The following is a 17,955-nucleotide window of genomic DNA, read 5'->3' on the forward strand; positions in this document are numbered from 1 at the left end:
GGATTGGAGATAAGCGGGGCATTACCCCGCCAAATAACCGATTATGGTTTGATTGAACTGGTGCTTAAGTGGGCACCAATGTAACCAATGCGAAGTTGCTTTTCATCGCTAATATCAAAGAATACTTGCACCGTCTTACGCGCATCTATAGCAGAGCCCAATGTTAAATGTTTGAGCTGCATAACCGTTTCACCGTTGAACTTAAACTCTCGCTCTTGCGCAAAACGTTTATTATTCGACGTAAAATTGCTTTCACGAGAAGCGTAACAACCATGAAAAATCTCTTTACTAACGGAATCAGGTTGACCTGATAGAATGGCAGGGAAATACTCACTACACAGTCGATATAACATCTCGAACAGCTTATTAGGATTCTCATACTGGCACTGCGCGATGGTGTCATCAAAATCATCTGCAAAGACAACGAATGGGTATTGCTGCTTAATCACATCCACGATATGAATAACCGTTGGATGCCCGAATAAGCACTCTGCCATATCGTTGGATATACCATCGGTATTTAAAGACAGTTTCGATTTGAGTGATAAGGTCTCCTGATGCAATGCAAGGTTTGTTCGGTTGAGTTTTTGGACCTTATCCTTAAGCACAGATATATCTTGCTCTGCCATCTCAAGTAATGAGTTAATCTCCTCCTCGGTTAGAGATGTTTGCCGTGCTCTATCGAGGTGCTGAACATCTTCAAAAAAGGCGGTAACGCGTTTGCAGGTCAATACTCCCAACTCCGAAAACTCTTTATTAAAAGACTCTTTCGTTTTAACTAAGTCAGAGGTTACCTGCATTAGTTGCGTGACATCTTGCTTATTGGCCAAATTGACAATTTTTTCGAGCATTTCATTGGTTTGGTCGACGGCGTTGGCAATGACTTCATGCAAATCACTTACCTTTTCTAGCATTGCCTGGCCACCGTCACCTTTCATCAGAGGCGTGTACTTTTCCGGCGTGTTCAACAACCTCTGCATCAACAAATCTCTAATCGTTTTAAGCTGACTGGCGAGAGAACGCTGCTCACCAGAAACAAGGTCATAATCCGTCCGGCAGAGTAGGTCATAAAGTTTAGTTTTGGTGTTCACCTCTGCAATCCAAGATGTCGCTTGCTCTTTTGAATCCATCTTCTGAAGAGAAAGAAGCGATTCAATAGCATCATCTGGTGTCACATCTTGTAGAAGTGTACTTAGATAATTTATTGCAAAATCCTTGTATATTGCCCTAACTTCATTTCTTTCAAACTCATCTTGAAAATAGGGCTCTAGTAAAGGCATCAAAGCCTCTGCTTCCGACACTTTCTTTTGCAACCATGGGCTTTGAACGATAGCTCTCGTTCTTCTAAAGGACGGCAAGGTTTCTAGGTATTCCGTGTTTATAAGCTTTGTTAAATTGGGCTCATTGACAATTAGGGAAAGTTGATAAGAAAGCAAATGGTTTTCCGTCATCGTCGCCATAACGTAAGAACATAATTCAAAAAGGTCATTTTCCGCTGTCGTCATGGTTTTTAACTCGGAATGCTTTGAATGGACGACCTTGCATAATTGAATATAAAAGCAGACCGTTGGGTAAATCACTCTGATGTTAGATAGTGAACTCACTAGGTTTGTAAGGGAATTATCTCTCTCGAGATCGTTGCTTGTGTTGTAAAGTTCATAAAATTCAACTGCTGAGTTAAACGCAGGTAAACCAAATGTCTGAGCTGTTTTTTTAAACACTCGTAGTTCTAGGTTATTGTTGAATATCGTATTGATATTATGCCTTTGCAATAACCCAAATCTTCTAACTAATTCGATTTCTATAGCGGAAGCCATCTTGATACGAGTGTAAGGCTTAATCACGTTGCTAAACTTTTCTTGAACATAGGTAAGTGAGCGTTTGTCTATCACTTTTAACTTCAATAACAAATCTGAAAATGAGCCCTGAATGTTTCTAAAGTTCAACATACTTAACGTTGGGTACTCATGTGGCAATTGAAATTCTTCATTGGTAAATGAATAATTTCCCAGCAAGTGTTGATAAGTAAAACTCGCTTTTGGCGAAGATAACAGAGGGGCAATGAATGACTCATCAAGCTCATTTTTGCTACGCAATATCGCTGATAATGCTTCCATATCCACGCCCATGATTCGACAATAATCACTTAAAGGACAGTTTTCACCAGAGTTTTGTGTTGAATTGTTGTTGATGCTTTTCGTCATAGCGATGCTCCTTTCTATTTATATTGCCTCCTAATAAGCGAAAAGTTGCTCAGCATTTGTCGGCTTAATATTGAGGGTTACTTTATCCATGTCACTCACAGACACATGGAGAAATAATGAAAACAAGCATCGAAAAAATGGCTTATGCATACGAACTGATCCAGAAAGCCCAAACGGAACTGAACAAGACTAACGTCGACCCTCAACATCAAAAACAGATTGATATGGTTAAGGCGAAACTTAATAAAAGCGGCAATCTCACTCTTACAGGTATTGTGGCTTTGCGTCGTCACGAAGAGCGTGCCAACAATGGGTAGCGGTTATCAGGTCGATATGTTTGATGATTTGACCGTCATCCCGTCGCTAGCAGAGCAGCTGCTTCAAGTTAAGAAAGGAGGCATCATCCACCAGCAGCCGGCTGACCCTTTTAATTTCTACTCGGCAAAAGACATTGACTTGAGCCAATACGATGTGGCTGTGGTAGCCAGCTCAAGTGGCAAAGACTCGCTTTGCATGATTAAGCGCTTACTTGATTTGGGTTTCCCAAAAGAGAAGATCGAGATTATCCATCACATCGTGGATGGTCGAGGAAATCCGCACTTCATGGATTGGCCGTTCATTGAGGACATGACCAAGAAGATTGGTGAGGCGTTAGGCATTAAGACCTATTTCAGCTGGTTAGACGGTGGTTTTAAACAAGAAATGCTCAAGGAAAACTGCCAATCCAAACCTATTGTCATTGAGACGCCAGAGGGGTTTAAAACCATTAATCGAGTCAGACAGAAGCCTGGCACAAGAAGAATGTTCCCACAAACTTCAGGATCGCTTCTAACACGTTGGTGCTCAAGTGCGTGCAAAATTGAAGTTGGCAACAAGCACATCACACACCAAGACAGGTTTCTAGGTAAAAACGTTTTAATGTGCACGGGTGAAAGGCGTGAAGAATCTCCTGGTCGTGCTAAGTTTCAACAGCTGATAAGACACAGTGCAGATACAATGCGAGGATCAAAGAATCCACGTAAGCCGCGAATCGTTGACCAATGGCGTCCTATCCTGCATTTAAGCGAAGAAGATGTGTGGCAAATATTGGCTGATTGGCGATTTATCAGTCCAGTACCATACCGCCTTTCTTGGCCAAGGTCGTCATGCATGACTTGTATTTTCAACGGGCCTAAAATTTGGTCAACGATATACCACCACTGGCCAGACAGAGTGCATGAAATAGCCGAATACGAGAAAGAGTTTGGCGTGACCATCTGCAGAACAGGTCAAAATATATTAGAGCGCGCTTTATCAACCAGTCCACTTGAGATCGATGACAGTGAGGCGTTGGCGCAGGCTATGGATACTGAGTACAAGCTTCCATTGTTCAATAAGCCAGAAGAGAACTGGGAACTGCCGCCCGGGGCGTTCGCAAGTGAAAGCGCAGGCGCAATATAAGTCACATAAATCGAGGCACTTTTAACTAAAACTGTTTGAGTTGGTTATAGTTTAAAGTGCTACTATCGAACGGGCACTGGAGAAAACCATGGAACATCGATACAGACACGAGTATGTTACAAAGTGCAATGATGAGTGGGTTGAGCAAGAAGAAATACTGTCACTTGATTACAAAACACTTAGAGCCGCTTTTTTGGCAACACAGCCTCACGACGATTGGTATTGCATTGATGATGATCCAATAGCCTCTACACTGCTTGAAATCGTAGAGAACGAAGCTCGCATGCTTAACAGTTCGGTCGAGTATTTATATAAGCAAGATGTAAGCGATTTTCTAAGTTACACGAGCAAAGGTGGTAAGGTAGAGCACCCTATCGCTCAAGGAATGCTGCGGGATGTATATAATGAATCCAGCTTAGACAAGTTACTGCTCGAGGGTATTGAACTGCCTTACACGATGATATTGTTTCTGCTGTCAGATGCGAATTTTCAATTTAACGAGATGAATCCATGCATCTTCGGCGGCTGCACCATCTATCCACTCAGAGGCATGAGTATTGCTCAAGCTCAACAAGCCATTATGTCTGATAATGGCCGCTTACCAGTTGATATGATGCTCTTTAGTTATGGAGAGGGTAGCATCGCCATCGACTTTAGGGGCGAGCTTAACGTCCTATCTACGATTCGTATGACTCGGAACTGTCATCAAATACGAGAGCTTGATATCCAGCAAATTTCAAATGGACCTGATGAATATGGTTTTATTTGTCCTACGCCTGAGCCATTAAAAGTAGTTGCAGATGCCAATACCATCCAATCACTCGTTGAGTGCATAAATAAGCGTACTGATAAGCAGCTTATGGTCACGACACTCCCGAGCATAAAAGTGGAAATCGCTGAACCGACAACTTTCACTGAAGACGTCGAAAGGTATGCAAAAGAACGAAAATCGATTGAAGATGGCAAGTTAGTAAATGAGTAATAAAATGGATATAGAAACTTCAGATTCTCAAGTAACAGTAACCACACTTGAAGTTGATGGTAAAAAGCTAACCAAGTTAGCTCTTAGCAACTTAGGCATAGTCGATTTTACGGATATCTACGATGGCGCAAGAACGGGTCGCTATCGGTTTATTTCCAGGTTTCCGATTGAAATCTTCGCAAAACTGGCTCTAGCAAAAGAGAAAATTTTACCCATAACGCTATCGCTCCCAACAGATGAAGATTTGAGTGACACAAACATTGAAGTGTCAGGTGTGGTTCTGCTTGATACCAAAAACAACGCATTAATGACCGGTTGGTTTTGCGATCGCTATCTGCACGGGGAAACTTTACAGGCTGAGCATCGCAGAGACATATTCAAATCGCTTATTGAATTGACTGATTCTGAAATATTGCATGAACTCAAAAGATCCCCTAGTAAATATTATACTCTAACGTACTCAGATGACTTAAAAGTACTTTTGAACCTTTGTAGCATTCTTGAGTTGAATGAGTGGCACTATGACGTTGGAGGAGCAACAATGAGTAACCAGCAATGTGATGATTGGTGGAATGGTTTAGACAAATCCGATCCAGAAAACGATCAGTGGGGTTCTTATGATAACTTGCCAAACCTCGACTGGATAAATCAGAAGATTGAGAGTATGTGGAAAGAAAACAAAAACCTGTATCGATTTGATATAGCGAGTGACGAGGCTGAATACAGTGTAGAATCTGCGAATAATGCAGTCAAAGATATTAAAGTTCACTCACAGTATCTGTCATCTCCGTGGATATACCTATAAGCCCATTATTGTTATTCATCACTTTCCTAGTATAGGCGATTATGGAAATCGCCCTAATTAGATCCTAAAGCCAACATGATTTTGTCTGCGCCTTTAGGCCCCACCCCGTTGATGCCGCATAACTCTTTGTGGCTCATTTTGCACAGCTTCGCAATCGTGACGCCTTGATTGGCTAAAGCCTCCGCTACTGTTTGATTAATGCCATTAATCTGAGATAAGAGCCCTGCACCCTCTCGCTTTGATACACTCACACCATGCTCTGATTTGGTTGTTGTGGCTTGCAACACTTCAGATGGTCTTTGAGTTTTAGTTCGAGCCGTGTTCACTCGATAAAACAGGGCTTGTTCGAAGAACCCTGAAGCAATTTTGTTGATGGCGTAAGCTGTGTGCTTTGTCGAAAACGTATGGAGGATATGTTGATTGAGAATGCCTATCAGGTAATTGCTGACGCCATCTAGGTTGACCAAATCTGGTAATGAGTTGTAATAACTGTGGTTGCCATTGTGATCCGCCTCAATTATCCAAATAACCCGACATCGGATTCCATTGCTCATCAATGCATGTTGGTAATCAAAAAGTCGCTCCGCTTGGTCGTGTAGATGACCGCTCTTAATGGAGTTAACTAAGTCAGTTGCAGTCTTTCTTTCAAAAATGATGGTGTCGTTATTACCGGGGTTCGAGATCATCACATCCCCAATTTCAAGGGCGCTCACTTTTACATTGTCGATAATGCAGTTCTGCAACATCTCCTGTAGCGATTCAGGCTCTCGGCTATCACATATCAGTTCAAGATCAGCGAGCAGCTTTCTATCTCGGTAAGGGATCTTGTAGAGGTCGTAAAACAAAGATTCATCGTGAAGTTGTTTGGGCGTCTTAAACTCGACCCCATCAAATCTTACTTCCGGTTGGATGGCTCGTTTCTTTGGTGAAGAATGAACGTCTTTCAAGTCACCGGAAAACTGATACTGCAAAGAGGATGACTTAAATCGCTCAATGAGTTGCGTCGTAGTTACTGACTCGGCAACGTCAACTCCTCCCTGCTCTAATTCCATCAAGACTCGCTTCGCAAACAGATCATCATCACAGTCACACTTTAGCTTTTTGTCTCGACCAATCGTAAGCACAGCTGGTTGCTGTCCGCCTTTCACATAAACTCTGAACGTTTGACCTTTGCTCCACAGCGTAAATAACATCGACGTAACCATGACTTTCTTCCTTAAATATGGATTCGAGATAAAACATAAACCAGAGCAATTTGCCGACAAGCGTTTTTCGCTTATAGCTTCAAACGGAGGCGCCTACCATGCAAAAACGTTCGATACATGACTACCCAGAATTGACTGGTGCACTGCTTTCAAATTTAGTTGAAAGCGTACCTTATGCAAAGATGGTTGAGTGTTTAAGTCAGCACAGCCACGAATGGATCATTGCACTATGTAGATCACCAGAAGTGCCTGATTGTGTCATTCAATATGTAAAGCAGCTGGTCATCGAAAATAACAATACCAAGCTGCGAGATAAGCTTGAATCCACTCTTCTCAATAATCTGATCAAAGACGAGAAAACTACTCCGATAATCTTGCTGACCATCGCTGAGGTTTTAACTCACAAAGTCAGTCTACTTTCCTTAGTGAAAAACATATCGAGTTGTGAGAAAACGCTCGAATGTGTATTCAATGTCTTGGGTACGAGCCGTTGTCGGTATTACCTACTAAAGCACCCAAACACCAGTGATAGAGTGTTGAATCTGTGCTGTGAAGACAACCTCTCGCTTCAAGAAGCCCTAATGTTGTCTAAAAAACAAAATTTAGACAGTAACCTTGCCAGTAAGATTGAATCCATGACAAGGCACGACCTGACTATCACCAGAGCTGACCTAATGATGGAGGAAATCAGATTGTCGCTGGCTAAATCAAGTCAGCTAAACTTTGAGATTGCCAATGAGCTGTTCAACGACAAATTGAGCAGCAAAGCCAAGGTAACGCAACATCGCACCGCCATAGTGACGAATTTAAACTTACCCATCGTTGATGCCATTACACTGGTGGAATTAAACACCCTTGATGACGCTTCAATGTCCGAAACTGAAATCTTACATATGTTTCGTTTAATTGCGTTACGCGAAGACATCACCACTCTGCCGCCTCTTATGCAAAGTTATTCGTCGCTGGTGGTTCTTATGAATGAGGGATTCACCCTTGCTCAGTTAGTCAATCAAACGGGGATCAGGGATTTTGTTCGATGCTTGATTCAATCGGCTCATAAAGAAGAAGTGCGGTTTCTGGAGGCGGGGCTGAATCTAAAGTTTGATGATAGACACTTAGGTATTGAAGCCATCTATGCACTGAGAACAATGCATATCAAAGATGAAAAACTAGATCGTCACACCTACTTAGAAAGCTTGGCTAAAATCAACAATGCCAATGTGCTCCCTGCAGCTTTGTCACTTAGCCCGGAAATGACAGAGCGGGTTTGCCAATATTTTCCTGATTTACTCGATATAGTGATTGGTATGCAATCGCATGACCCACAATCAGCACGTATTTGTGCTGACTGTATTGAGCTTATTGATGAAATAATGGCTGTTGAGCATGAGTGCTTAAAGCGGAAATACAAATCAGAAATCAATACATGGTTGACCCGCTATTCAAGGGACATTAGCTGCCGATTCCATAACTACCTACTAAGTAAAAATCGTCGCAGTGCCATTGAAGAAAACAACCTACTGCCCAAAATATTCACTCAGACCCATTTAACGAGGTTGATCAGGGCTTTTGAATCAAGAACGAATTACCGAGTATTTATGCCGCAAAGTACCCATGACATCTTTACCATCGGTAATGATCAAAGGCACTGTATCTACGATAACCCCTACAAAAACGATGTTCTCAACAAAAACGCGTTTATTTTTAGCCTGCATGCTGAAGATAAACCGCTCAAGCATGGGTACACATTTTTCTGCAACACAAATACCGGTGACATCATAGAATCCCATGGCTTTTGCAATTCAGGCGTGCCGTACAATGTTGACCTCATGGCTTCAGATTTCATTCAGGAATTAATGACAATCAATGAGGTTTGTCGGGATTAACTACCCCTTTACATTAATAGTGTGTATGGAGGAGTGGCTTATGCAAAATAGCAAACAACTTGAATTGTTCAACGCAGTAGAAAACGCCTACCTCGAAAACGGTGGGCGATTGACTCAAAAAGCATTATACCAACATCTAGAAAATATGTTGGGGGTGCGAATTAGTGACCACTATGAGCAAGTAGGCGACCAATCGAACGTGAATACTTATATGCGCGCGGTTCGTTGGGTGCAACAATCTCTCAAACAAAAGCGTCTACTGGTCAATTGTGGTCGAGGCATTTGGGAGCTTGATGGTGAATCCAAAGCCAAGCTGCATACAGTCGAGAAAGGCAAAGCTGTGATTGCATTATCTACCAAGTTAGGTTTGATGGTCTGCGCGGATAATAAGGCGGTATTAAATAACGATTTGCTTGATGGTGAAATTCAGCTGTGTCTCACCTCACCACCATACTGCATACAGCAATCGTTGGATTATGGTGGACCAACCGATGAAATCAATTGGGTAACCTTTATTACCGAAACGATTGAGCTGTTACTCCCACGATTAGCAAGAGGTGCTTCAATTGCACTTGTTGTAGGCGTCGATTCTTTTAAACCCAAACGTCCAGCACGCACTACACACATCGAAAGGCTTGTATTGGCGCTCACCGATTTAAACCTTGAACTTGTTGATCGTTATCCTTGGATAAGTAACAAGTCACCAGGTCCCAAACCGTGGACAAGTTCCAAAACCGTTATGTTGCATAACAGCTATGAATTGATCCTGCACTTCACCAATAATGCGGAGCATCTAATGAGCGATAATCGCCGCGTTAGATTGCCACATACTGAGTCTCACACGAAATTTGTAAGATCAGGCGGTGCCCGCAAATCATCAAGAAGTGCCAGTGGAAATCACAATAAGAGGGTCGGTGACTACAGTAAAACCGACTTAACCAAAGGTAAGATCCCTGCAAACAACCTTTACTTTGCCAACACATGCAAAGCCAATCGTGCAGTACATCGTTATTGCGATAGTGTACAACTACCGCGTCACCCTGCGGTTATGCCATACAAATTATGCAAATTTTTGGTTGAGTTTCTCGCCCCACCGCAAGCTTTGGTCGTTGACCCATTTTCTGGCTCTGGCGGTATCGCTGCCGCTTGTGAAGAAACAGGTCGAAATTGGTTGGCCATAGAGCGTGTGATGGAATACGTCAAAGGTAGCTTTGTTCGTTTTAAAGATCTGGCCGATGAGGTCTACATAAACCCTCTGTTCGTTAATCATCAAAATGGAAGTGAAGCACTATGAGCAGACTCCCATCATTTAAACATGAATGAAATGATTATTCCCGCATAAAAGCTGGCAAACAAACCAAGCGTCAGTAGGTGTCCTAATAACAAGCTAGAGAAAAAGTACCACGAAGCCACGGTTATCAAAGGTAGACACAGGATAATACAAAATGCTTTTATGTCAGACCACATGATAGCCCGAGCGGCGATTGCAAGCCAAAATAGAATGCACGCTGTCGTGATAGTCAAATCACTCACTGGTATATCTACGAGTAACCAAGCCAACAAGGGTAGAGCTAAAAAGCCAGCCCACGCGATGGGTTCACACCACATGGTTGCGCGTGCAAACAGCGCAAACCAAACCACTATGGCAAATATATAAAGGGCGTTTTCTAACATGAGGATTACCTTTGCAAATGACGTATATTTCAAATAGCAAGTTGCACTTTCCCCTAAGATTTGTTTCTTTTGATATAAAACATTGATAAGTGGTATGCGCTAAAGCCAAAGCAGCACAATCCAAACATTCGCCCAAAGTTTGACTCTGCAAACCAGATAGAGCCTAACCCAAGAATTACAGCTAAGGTCAAAGCTATTTCAGTCGGAATTTTAGGCATTTTCGTCCCCCTAATTTTGCTCTAAAGCTACTTTTTGTGTGGCTTCGAAAGTCGCTTTGTCTGCAATGAGCTTTAACTTCCCAAGGCATTCAAGCGTACTACTTTGCTCTAAGCACTCGCTAACCAAAGGAGCGTATTCATTAGCTGCATTTGAAATTTTATTTTTCTGCACGTAAGCGCCAAATTGTTTGTAAACAAGTAACATAAGAACTAACGTAAAAAATCCTAACAGCCGTTTTCGAACATCAATATTGCCAATACTTTTGAATACCGTAGCTTTCATACTTTTCCCTCCAATTGACCTTATTGCTTGCGCTTGCTGCGAAAGGGTATCTGAGTACGATACGTCGCGTAGGGCGTTGCTAGTAAAATTGGGAGTCCACCTATCACCACAAAAACTAGATTCTTAGTTAATTTGCTCGGTCACCAGGTCCTAAGTATGATCAAGACATGGCGACCGATGTGTTTAATCGACTCAACAGCTAAGCCTCAAAGTAACCTGTTGGTTGGCCAAGCGTAATCATGCGCTTGGCTTTTCTACGGCTCATTTTCATTAGCTTGACAGCGGATCGTATAGCGCATTCATATTCGTAATCACTCACGCATAATAAGTATTGCAATGATGACGGCTCTTTGACCTCTGCTATCCAACGTTTGAAATCGCCCATTTGACCAGATTTTAGGCACATAAATGAATCAATATACTCACATCGCTTTTCTTTGGGGATGAGATCACTGTGAAATTTACAATATGAAATGCCACCAGCTTTATCTCTCATTCTCAAAGCAATAATCAACATTAGAACATGGGCCTGTGTTTCATACTCTACGAGTTCAGGATTTTTCTTAGCACGATAATGGAAACAATCAATTGCCGCACGGCAATAGGAGATTGCGCTTTTATTGTCACCAAGAATTGAGAATAATTCAGAAATAAAGGGATACATATAAGGCAGTATGTGTAAGTTAGCCATAGAGCTTTCTAGATGTAGTAAATTCTCTAGATAACATTCAACCTTGTGCTTGAATATGTCGGCAAACAATAAAGTTTGATCAGAAATATCGGATATTGAGATACTTTTGGGGTGGCATAGTCATAAAGTTTGATCATTTTCGGCTTTGCAGATTCTTCAATACCCATTGTGAATGACAATAAAGTCTGATCAATTTCTAGCAAGTTTTTGGACAAAACCTTCTTAGAGTTTTTACGTAAATTAACGAATCATGGATTACGTCTGAATCGTAAAATAACCCCTAGTATGTTACATTGGGAAGAGTTCTTTTAATAATAACGCTAACCCTTTTCCTTGATTGTCCGTACTCGTCAAACGATCAGCGGAGTTTTGTACTTTCTCGCTAGCATTTAGCATCGCGACACCACAACCCGCCATAGAAAGCATTGAAACATCGTTGAAATTGTCCCCGATCGCAACAGTTCCATTCATATCAAGCGACATATTTGATGCATAGTCCAGTAGCGCTCGGCCTTTACTGTGTCCTTTAATGGCTAAATCAATTCGGTTGTTTCCTGAAATAGAACCAGAAAAATGAGTGGTGACCAGCTCTTCTTGCAAAAACTGGTTGAAGTTATTCGTGCTGCCTTGAACCACAAACTTCCAAATACATTCCGCTCTTTGCTGTTCTTGAACTAGGTTTTCCACAAAGTAAATATTAGGTCGTTTATCGATGGGATAACTATCAGCCCATTGTTTTAGAGGTAAGATATATGGCATAGGGTCTTGGTCCCAAACCGCCATACCCGAATCAGTGTACATCACTATTTTTAAGTCATAGTCAAAAGTGAGTTGCAGGAACGCATTAGCCAAAGTTGGGGGAATTGGTGTCCCGCTTTCAACCTGCTGATTTAAATAGTTGTATTGATAAACACCGTTGCAACAGATAATCGGCAAGGTAACACCCAATTGGTCATAATAAGGTTTTGCTGCTGTATGGTGGCGACCTGTAACGACCACAATATGATATTTATCTACAATTTTTTGAACATAGTCTCTCACCCAAGGGTTTAAAGTATGATCATTTCTGAGTGCCGTACCATCAAGGTCTAAAGCGAGCAATTGGTAATTCATGCGATATGCCGAGTTTATTATGTGGAAAAGCAAGAAATTTTCTTGCGCGACTAAGTGATTTGCTTTCTATAAAGCTTAGGGCTAACACCAGACTTGCGTTTAAAGACTCGTGAAAAATAGAGGGGATCGGTATAGCCGACAACCCTGCCTATCCTGTTAACCGAATAGTTGGTGGTCACCAAGAGTTGCTTAGCTCGGCTGACTCGTTGATCGTCTCGCCATTGAGTAATCGTCATACCAACTTCATCACGAAATAGGTGACCTAAACGTGAAGCGGATAAACAAGTGAAATCCGCAATGTCTTCTAGAGAGAAACTTTGACTTAAATTTTGTGTCATATAGTTCATCGCCTCAATCACACGTGGGTCGAGAGGTTTATTGACGACATCTGGCTGGATACTTTTACAGCGAATAATCAGTTGTTCAAGAAGGTTGATCGCTAAATCATCGCGATAAGGCATATCGGATTTAGAAATATATTCTATATCGATAAATAGCTTCTCTAGCATTGAAACCGTGCTGCTTTCTATTCCCTTGGTTAGATATACCCCTTTATGCTGTTCGTGCCAGCAAAGCCACTCGTTCCAAAATGCACGTGGACGAAAATAAATCCATCGGTGGAACCAAGAGGCATTGTCTTCTTTGCGATGATAAAAGTGAGTCGTACTCGGTGGAAAGAGCAGTAAGTCACCCGCTTTTACATCGAAAGCCTCATCACCATGGAAAATAGTACCCTCTCCTTGGCTGGTGAGGTTAATAATGAAACCTTTCATACCATTTGGTCGATCAATGACAAAATCTAGCTCATCTCCTTCAATAATAGGAGTGAGGCCAGCCACAAGGTGAGCGTCAAAGTTATACCCGGGCTTTAATGGATCATTGTTTTGCATGCGTTATCTACATTGAGGTTTATGTCAGTTTATTCTGGCTACAATAAAGTGTCACCGTGATTCCTCACAGTTTATCCAGAATAATCCACTGTTTAGCAGAAAACGCTTCTCTGAAAAAATCGGTCTTCTCCGTTTTGGATAGAAAGTCACTCGGCAGACCGTCTCTTCTATGTTGCCAAGGGAAGTGAGGTTTAGGGGTTGCTTCCTTATCAATAGGGCGCGGTAGATGTTGGATTTCGTGGCGGATATCTAAACGTGTAGGTACGCTATTGCGCGCTAGGTATTCAATCACCAGTGCATCGCCCGAAAAATGGTAATTCATGTTAATCGACAACGTTTCTGAATGTTGCACCTGACACCACTGCTCTAGCCGATCCGTTTTGTGACGAAACTTCCAGTTAGCTTCCGATACAGAAATCAGGTTTCCGTTATTCATAACCTCAATAACACCAACATAATGAGTTTCACCATCGTATTGAAGTTCAAAACTCGTGGGGTGCGCACTGGCGAGCTTAAGTACCCAGCATGATTTATCCAATTGATAAATTGGAGTAGTAACTACATCTGTATCATTCACAAGTAGGCTCCAAAGTGCTCCCCTCAGGGAGCACGTTCATTGGGTACATTAACAACGGTAGTAAACCCCGTTGTTACGAAGGTCTTGTTTAAATTGACGTAGGTTGGTGTTGTTATCAATAACAACCATTTCAATACCCAGGATCTCTGCGTAGTCAGCAAGCATTGGCAATGTTACCGCTTGGCTATATACCGAGTGGTGTGCTGCGCCAGCATGAATCCAAGCTGCCGCCGCGATATTTAGATTCGGTTGTGGTTCCCACAGAGCATGTGCGACTGGTAGGTGCGGCAGTGATTGTGGTGGCGTTACTGTATCTAATAAGTTCACCACCATTCTGAAGCGGTCACCAAGGTCAATGATGGAGACATTGAGTGCTTCGCCAGACGCGCCGCTAAAAATCAATCGTGGAATATCACAACGGCAACCGATAGTATGACGGTGGATTTCCAGTTTTGGTTTTGCAGCAGCAATCGACGGACAAACCTCTAACATGTGCGCGCCAAGTACCTGGCCTTTACCTCCAAAGTTATAGGTGTAGTCTTCCATGAAAGACGTACCGCCTTCTTTACCTTGCGCCATGACCTTCATAATATGAGTCATCGCTGCGGTTTTCCAGTCGCCTTCGCCACCATAACCAAAGCCTTTGCTCATCAAGCGCTGTGTTGCTAAGCCCGGAAGATTTGTGATGCCAGTTAGGTTTTCAAATGTGTTTGTGAAAGCAGTTGCTCCGACTGACGTCAAGAACGACTCCATACCGAGTTCTAAGCGCGCCTCTTGAACCATTAGTTTTTTCAGCTCAGCATCGCTGAATAGCTCTGGAGACATTTCGTATGTTGAGGCGTATTCATCCAACAGGCTGTTTACGTCAGCTTCAGAAACTGAATTCACCACATCGCTCAACTCGCCGAGTCCGTAGGCATTGACTTCGTAACCAAACTGAATCTGCGCAGAAACTTTGTTGCCTTCTGTGACCGCTACTTGACGCATGTTGTCACCAAAGCGTGCGACCTTCAGTTGTTGACCCGCGTTCACACCGATTGCAGCACGGCACCAATCATCAACGTCTTTATGCACTTGCTCGTCTTGCCAGTGACCTACGACGACTTTACGTTCAATGTTAAGACGCGTGCCGATGAAACCAAACTCACGACAACCGTGCGCACTTTGGTTTAGGTTCATGAAATTCATATCGATTTCATCCCACGGCAGTGCTGCGTTGAATTGGGTGTGAAGGTGTAAAAATGGTTTGTTGAGCTGTGTTAGGCCAGCAATCCACATTTTTGCTGGAGAGAACGTATGCATCCACAACATCAAACCGACACAGTCAGGGTCGTTATTGGCTGCACGGCATACCGCTAGGATTTCGTCAGGTGTTTTTACCGTCCCTTTATTTGCGATAGAAACCGAGATGCTTTCAGCCGCATTAAGTCCAGCAACAATTTCTTCGCTGTTGTTGGCAACACTTTCTAGTACTTTGGGGCCGTAAAGGTGCTGAGAGCCTGTTACAAACCATACTTGTTTTTCATTGAAAGCTTTCATCTTGTGTCCTTATTTTTTGGTTTGACCGTAGTAGGCGTTGGCGCCGTGCTTACGTAAATAGTGTTTATCGAGAAGAGCTGGATTTATTGTGCTGACGTTAGCGTTGATTTGCAGGGTTTGCAGTGCCATACCTGCAACAACCTCAACCACAACTGCGTTGTGAACCGCCTGATGGGGATCTTTGCCCCAAGTGAACGGCGCATGCTCTTTAACAAGAATCCCAGGTGACGCCATGACATCAGAATCACCGATGGTTTCGACAATGACCTTGCCAGTATTGAGCTCATAATCCGTCGCAATCTCTTCATCACTTAATGCGCGTGCACATGCAATTGGTCCGTAGAAATAATCTGCATGCGTTGTACCTAGAGCTGGAATAGCTTTACCTGCCTGAGCCCACGCTGTTGCTTGTGGTGAATGGGTATGGACGATGCCACCGATTTCTGGGTACTGACGATAAAGCTCCAGATGTGTAGTGGTATCGGACGATGGATTAAGATCGCCTTCGACAATTTGCCCTTGCAAGTCAACAACCACCATATTTTCTGCACAGAGATCGCTGTATTCCACCCCGCTTGGTTTGATGACTACGAGCCCAGATTCGCGATCAATCCCTGAGACATTCCCCCAAGTGAAGGTCACGAGGTTATGGCGTTCCAAATCGAGATTGGCTTGCCATACTTGATGACGAAGTGCTTTGAGCCTGTCAGATAGTGACGACACTTCATTCAAAATGCTTTGTTCAGGCATCTTTTCGCTCCTGCTTTTGATGGAATTCCGCAATTTGCTCCATATGTTGACCAAATTGGCGATAAGTATCGTAGCGCTGCGCGCGCAGTTCTTGAACGCCTGGATTTGGTTGGTATGTTTGACGGACAGGGCTTGCCATGACGGCTTGCGCTGCATTGGTATCTTGGTAAACACCAGCGGCAACCGCGGCAAATATCGCTGCACCGAGAGCACAACACTGATCAGATTCGACAACGATGATCTCGCGACCAATCACATCAGCACACATTTGCATTACGTAAGGTGATTTTTGGGCGATGCCGCCAATAGCAATGACGCGCTCTACGTTGACATCTTGATCGATGAAACAATCAACGATAGCTTTAGCGCCGTGTGCGGTAGATTCAACTAAGGCTGAGAAAATCGCGGGTGAAGCACTGCCAAGGTTTAAGTCGCAAATTGCACCTTTTAGGCGTTGATTGGCGTAAGGCGTTCTTCGTCCATTGAGCCAGTCCATGGCCACTGGTGTGTATTGATCGATCCCTTGCTGTGCAGCGGCATCTGACAACATTGGCAGTAGCTCAGAAGCAATTTCGTCTGCTGTTTTAGCGAAGTCTGGATGTTTCTCCGCATAAGCTTGCAATGGCCACATCAGGACATTTTTGAACCACGCATACATGTCACCAAAAGCAGATTGACCAGCTTCTAGAGCGAGCAGGTTAGGCATTGCACTGCCTTCTACTTGGCCGCAGATGCCGTGAATTGTGCGGTCGCCCACTTGGTCAGCGTCAACCATGAGAATGTCACAGGTTGAAGTGCCGATAACTTTCACTAAATCATTGGCACCTGCACCCGCACCAACGGCGCCCATGTGACAGTCAAATTCACCAATCGCAATGGCGATACCTTCTGGCAGCCCTAATTTTTCTGCCCAGCCTTGAGACAGGTAACCAGCAGCTTGATCCGAAGTAAACACTTCGGTAAACATGCGTTCACGCATGCCATCCAAAGTTGGTGAAATTGCACTTAAAAACTCTTGGTCTGGCAAACCACTCCAGCTGTCGTGCCACATTGCCTTGTGTCCTGCCGCACAAATGCCGCGCCGCAGTTTTTCTGGATGCTGAGTTTCTGCCAAAGTTGCTGGAATCCAGTCACAGAGTTCAACCCAACTATAAGCTCGTTCGGCGACTTTATCGTCCTGTTCGCTTACCCATGCAGCTTTTGCCCAGAACCACTCAGATGAATAAATTCCACCGATGTAGCGTGTGTAATCGGTAAACTGGCCTGAATGTGCAAGCTCGTTAATCAGATCCGCTTTGGTCACTGATGTGTGGTCTTTCCACAGCACAAACATCGCATTTGGATTGTTTTCGAATTCGGGTAATAGCGCGAGAATGGTACCGTTCTCATCAACTGGAGCTGGTGTTGACCCAGTTGTGTCAACGCCGATACCAACAACTGAAGCCGCAATTGATGCTGGAACCGTGGTTAGCACTTCTTGAATTGCGCTAGTCATTGCATCTAAATAATCTTGCGGGTGATGTCGGAACTGCGATTGAGCTGGCTGGCAGTAAAGCCCTTTCATCCATCTGGGGTAGTAAACGACAGAAGAGGAAACTTCTTGGCCTGTTACTGCATTTACGATAAGAGCACGTACGGAATCCGATCCGAAATCCAAACCAATTACATGCTGCTGTGTGTTCAATGTATCCATGACAA

General features: G+C 43.3%; 17 protein-coding genes. 6 read left to right on the top strand and 11 right to left on the bottom strand.

The genetic code is table 11. The annotated features are described in order from the left end of the window. Window positions 1-41: 41 nt before the first annotated feature. Window positions 42-2,204: a hypothetical protein gene (locus tag VA249_RS22905; protein ID WP_176703882.1), complete on the bottom strand. Its 2,163-nt coding sequence runs from the start codon at window positions 2,202-2,204 to the stop codon at window positions 42-44. 116 nt (window positions 2,205-2,320) lie between these two features. Between VA249_RS22905 and VA249_RS22910 the strand changes: the two genes are divergently transcribed. From VA249_RS22910 to VA249_RS22925, 4 genes are all read left to right on the top strand, one after another. After that, window positions 2,321-2,521, top strand: a complete 201-nt coding sequence (locus VA249_RS22910) for a hypothetical protein (RefSeq protein WP_176703881.1) — start codon at window positions 2,321-2,323, stop codon at window positions 2,519-2,521. Next, window positions 2,514-3,644 carry a phosphoadenosine phosphosulfate reductase domain-containing protein gene (locus VA249_RS22915; RefSeq protein ID WP_176703880.1) on the top strand — a complete coding sequence of 377 codons (1,131 nt, stop codon included), beginning with the start codon at window positions 2,514-2,516 and terminating at the stop codon, window positions 3,642-3,644. Before VA249_RS22910 ends, VA249_RS22915 begins: the two co-directional genes overlap by 8 nt. A gap of 88 nt (window positions 3,645-3,732) precedes the next feature. Then, window positions 3,733-4,626: a hypothetical protein gene (locus tag VA249_RS22920; RefSeq protein ID WP_176703879.1), complete on the top strand. Its 894-nt coding sequence runs from the start codon at window positions 3,733-3,735 to the stop codon at window positions 4,624-4,626. Between the two features lie 4 nt (window positions 4,627-4,630). Next, on the top strand, window positions 4,631-5,431 hold the full coding sequence (locus VA249_RS22925; RefSeq protein WP_221072331.1) for a hypothetical protein: 801 nt from the start codon (window positions 4,631-4,633) through the stop codon (window positions 5,429-5,431). Window positions 5,432-5,484: 53 nt separating this feature from the next. On the opposite strand, the gene VA249_RS22930 is transcribed toward VA249_RS22925, so the two are convergent. Beyond that, window positions 5,485-6,636: an ERCC4 domain-containing protein gene (locus VA249_RS22930; RefSeq protein ID WP_221072336.1), complete on the bottom strand. Its 1,152-nt coding sequence runs from the start codon at window positions 6,634-6,636 to the stop codon at window positions 5,485-5,487. A gap of 98 nt (window positions 6,637-6,734) precedes the next feature. On the opposite strand from VA249_RS22930, the gene VA249_RS22935 reads away from it, so the two are divergent. After that, entirely contained in the window at window positions 6,735-8,522 is a 1,788-nt protein-coding gene (locus tag VA249_RS22935) for a PcfJ domain-containing protein (RefSeq protein ID WP_176703876.1), read from the top strand. Between the two features lie 40 nt (window positions 8,523-8,562). After that, window positions 8,563-9,816, top strand: a complete 1,254-nt coding sequence (locus VA249_RS22940) for a DNA methyltransferase (RefSeq protein WP_176703875.1) — start codon at window positions 8,563-8,565, stop codon at window positions 9,814-9,816. Window positions 9,817-9,827: 11 nt separating this feature from the next. Here the strand turns inward: VA249_RS22940 and VA249_RS22945 are convergent, their stop codons facing one another. The 9 genes from VA249_RS22945 to VA249_RS22985 all read right to left on the bottom strand — a co-directional run bounded on the left by VA249_RS22945 (window position 9,828) and on the right by VA249_RS22985 (window position 17,950). Beyond that, window positions 9,828-10,196: a hypothetical protein gene (locus tag VA249_RS22945; protein WP_176703874.1), complete on the bottom strand. Its 369-nt coding sequence runs from the start codon at window positions 10,194-10,196 to the stop codon at window positions 9,828-9,830. Between the two features lie 228 nt (window positions 10,197-10,424). Continuing rightward, window positions 10,425-10,697 (bottom strand): hypothetical protein, encoded by a 273-nt coding sequence (locus VA249_RS22950; RefSeq protein WP_176703873.1) that lies wholly within the window; start codon window positions 10,695-10,697, stop codon window positions 10,425-10,427. Between the two features lie 199 nt (window positions 10,698-10,896). Next, on the bottom strand, window positions 10,897-11,388 hold the full coding sequence (locus VA249_RS22955) for a hypothetical protein (RefSeq protein WP_176703872.1): 492 nt from the start codon (window positions 11,386-11,388) through the stop codon (window positions 10,897-10,899). Window positions 11,389-11,676: 288 nt separating this feature from the next. Beyond that, complete coding sequence (locus VA249_RS22960; protein WP_176703871.1) at window positions 11,677-12,501, bottom strand: Cof-type HAD-IIB family hydrolase; 825 nt, start codon at window positions 12,499-12,501, stop codon at window positions 11,677-11,679. A 50-nt stretch (window positions 12,502-12,551) separates the two neighbouring features. Continuing rightward, window positions 12,552-13,391 carry an arabinose operon transcriptional regulator AraC gene (araC, locus tag VA249_RS22965; protein WP_176703870.1) on the bottom strand — a complete coding sequence of 280 codons (840 nt, stop codon included), beginning with the start codon at window positions 13,389-13,391 and terminating at the stop codon, window positions 12,552-12,554. 64 nt (window positions 13,392-13,455) lie between these two features. Further along, a complete protein-coding gene (locus VA249_RS22970) occupies window positions 13,456-13,968 on the bottom strand; it encodes a hypothetical protein (RefSeq protein ID WP_176703869.1) in 513 nt (170 codons plus the stop codon). 48 nt (window positions 13,969-14,016) lie between these two features. After that, window positions 14,017-15,507, bottom strand: coding sequence for an L-arabinose isomerase (gene araA, locus VA249_RS22975; protein ID WP_176703868.1), 1,491 nt, complete (start codon window positions 15,505-15,507; stop codon window positions 14,017-14,019). A gap of 9 nt (window positions 15,508-15,516) precedes the next feature. Continuing rightward, window positions 15,517-16,257 carry an L-ribulose-5-phosphate 4-epimerase gene (locus VA249_RS22980; protein ID WP_176703867.1) on the bottom strand — a complete coding sequence of 247 codons (741 nt, stop codon included), beginning with the start codon at window positions 16,255-16,257 and terminating at the stop codon, window positions 15,517-15,519. Continuing rightward, window positions 16,250-17,950: a ribulokinase gene (locus VA249_RS22985; protein WP_176703866.1), complete on the bottom strand. Its 1,701-nt coding sequence runs from the start codon at window positions 17,948-17,950 to the stop codon at window positions 16,250-16,252. The genes VA249_RS22980 and VA249_RS22985 overlap by 8 nt, the downstream gene beginning before the upstream one ends. Between the last annotated feature and the right edge of the window lie 5 nt (window positions 17,951-17,955).

Source organism: Vibrio alfacsensis, assembly GCF_019670485.1.
Taxonomy (GTDB): domain Bacteria; phylum Pseudomonadota; class Gammaproteobacteria; order Enterobacterales; family Vibrionaceae; genus Vibrio; species Vibrio alfacsensis.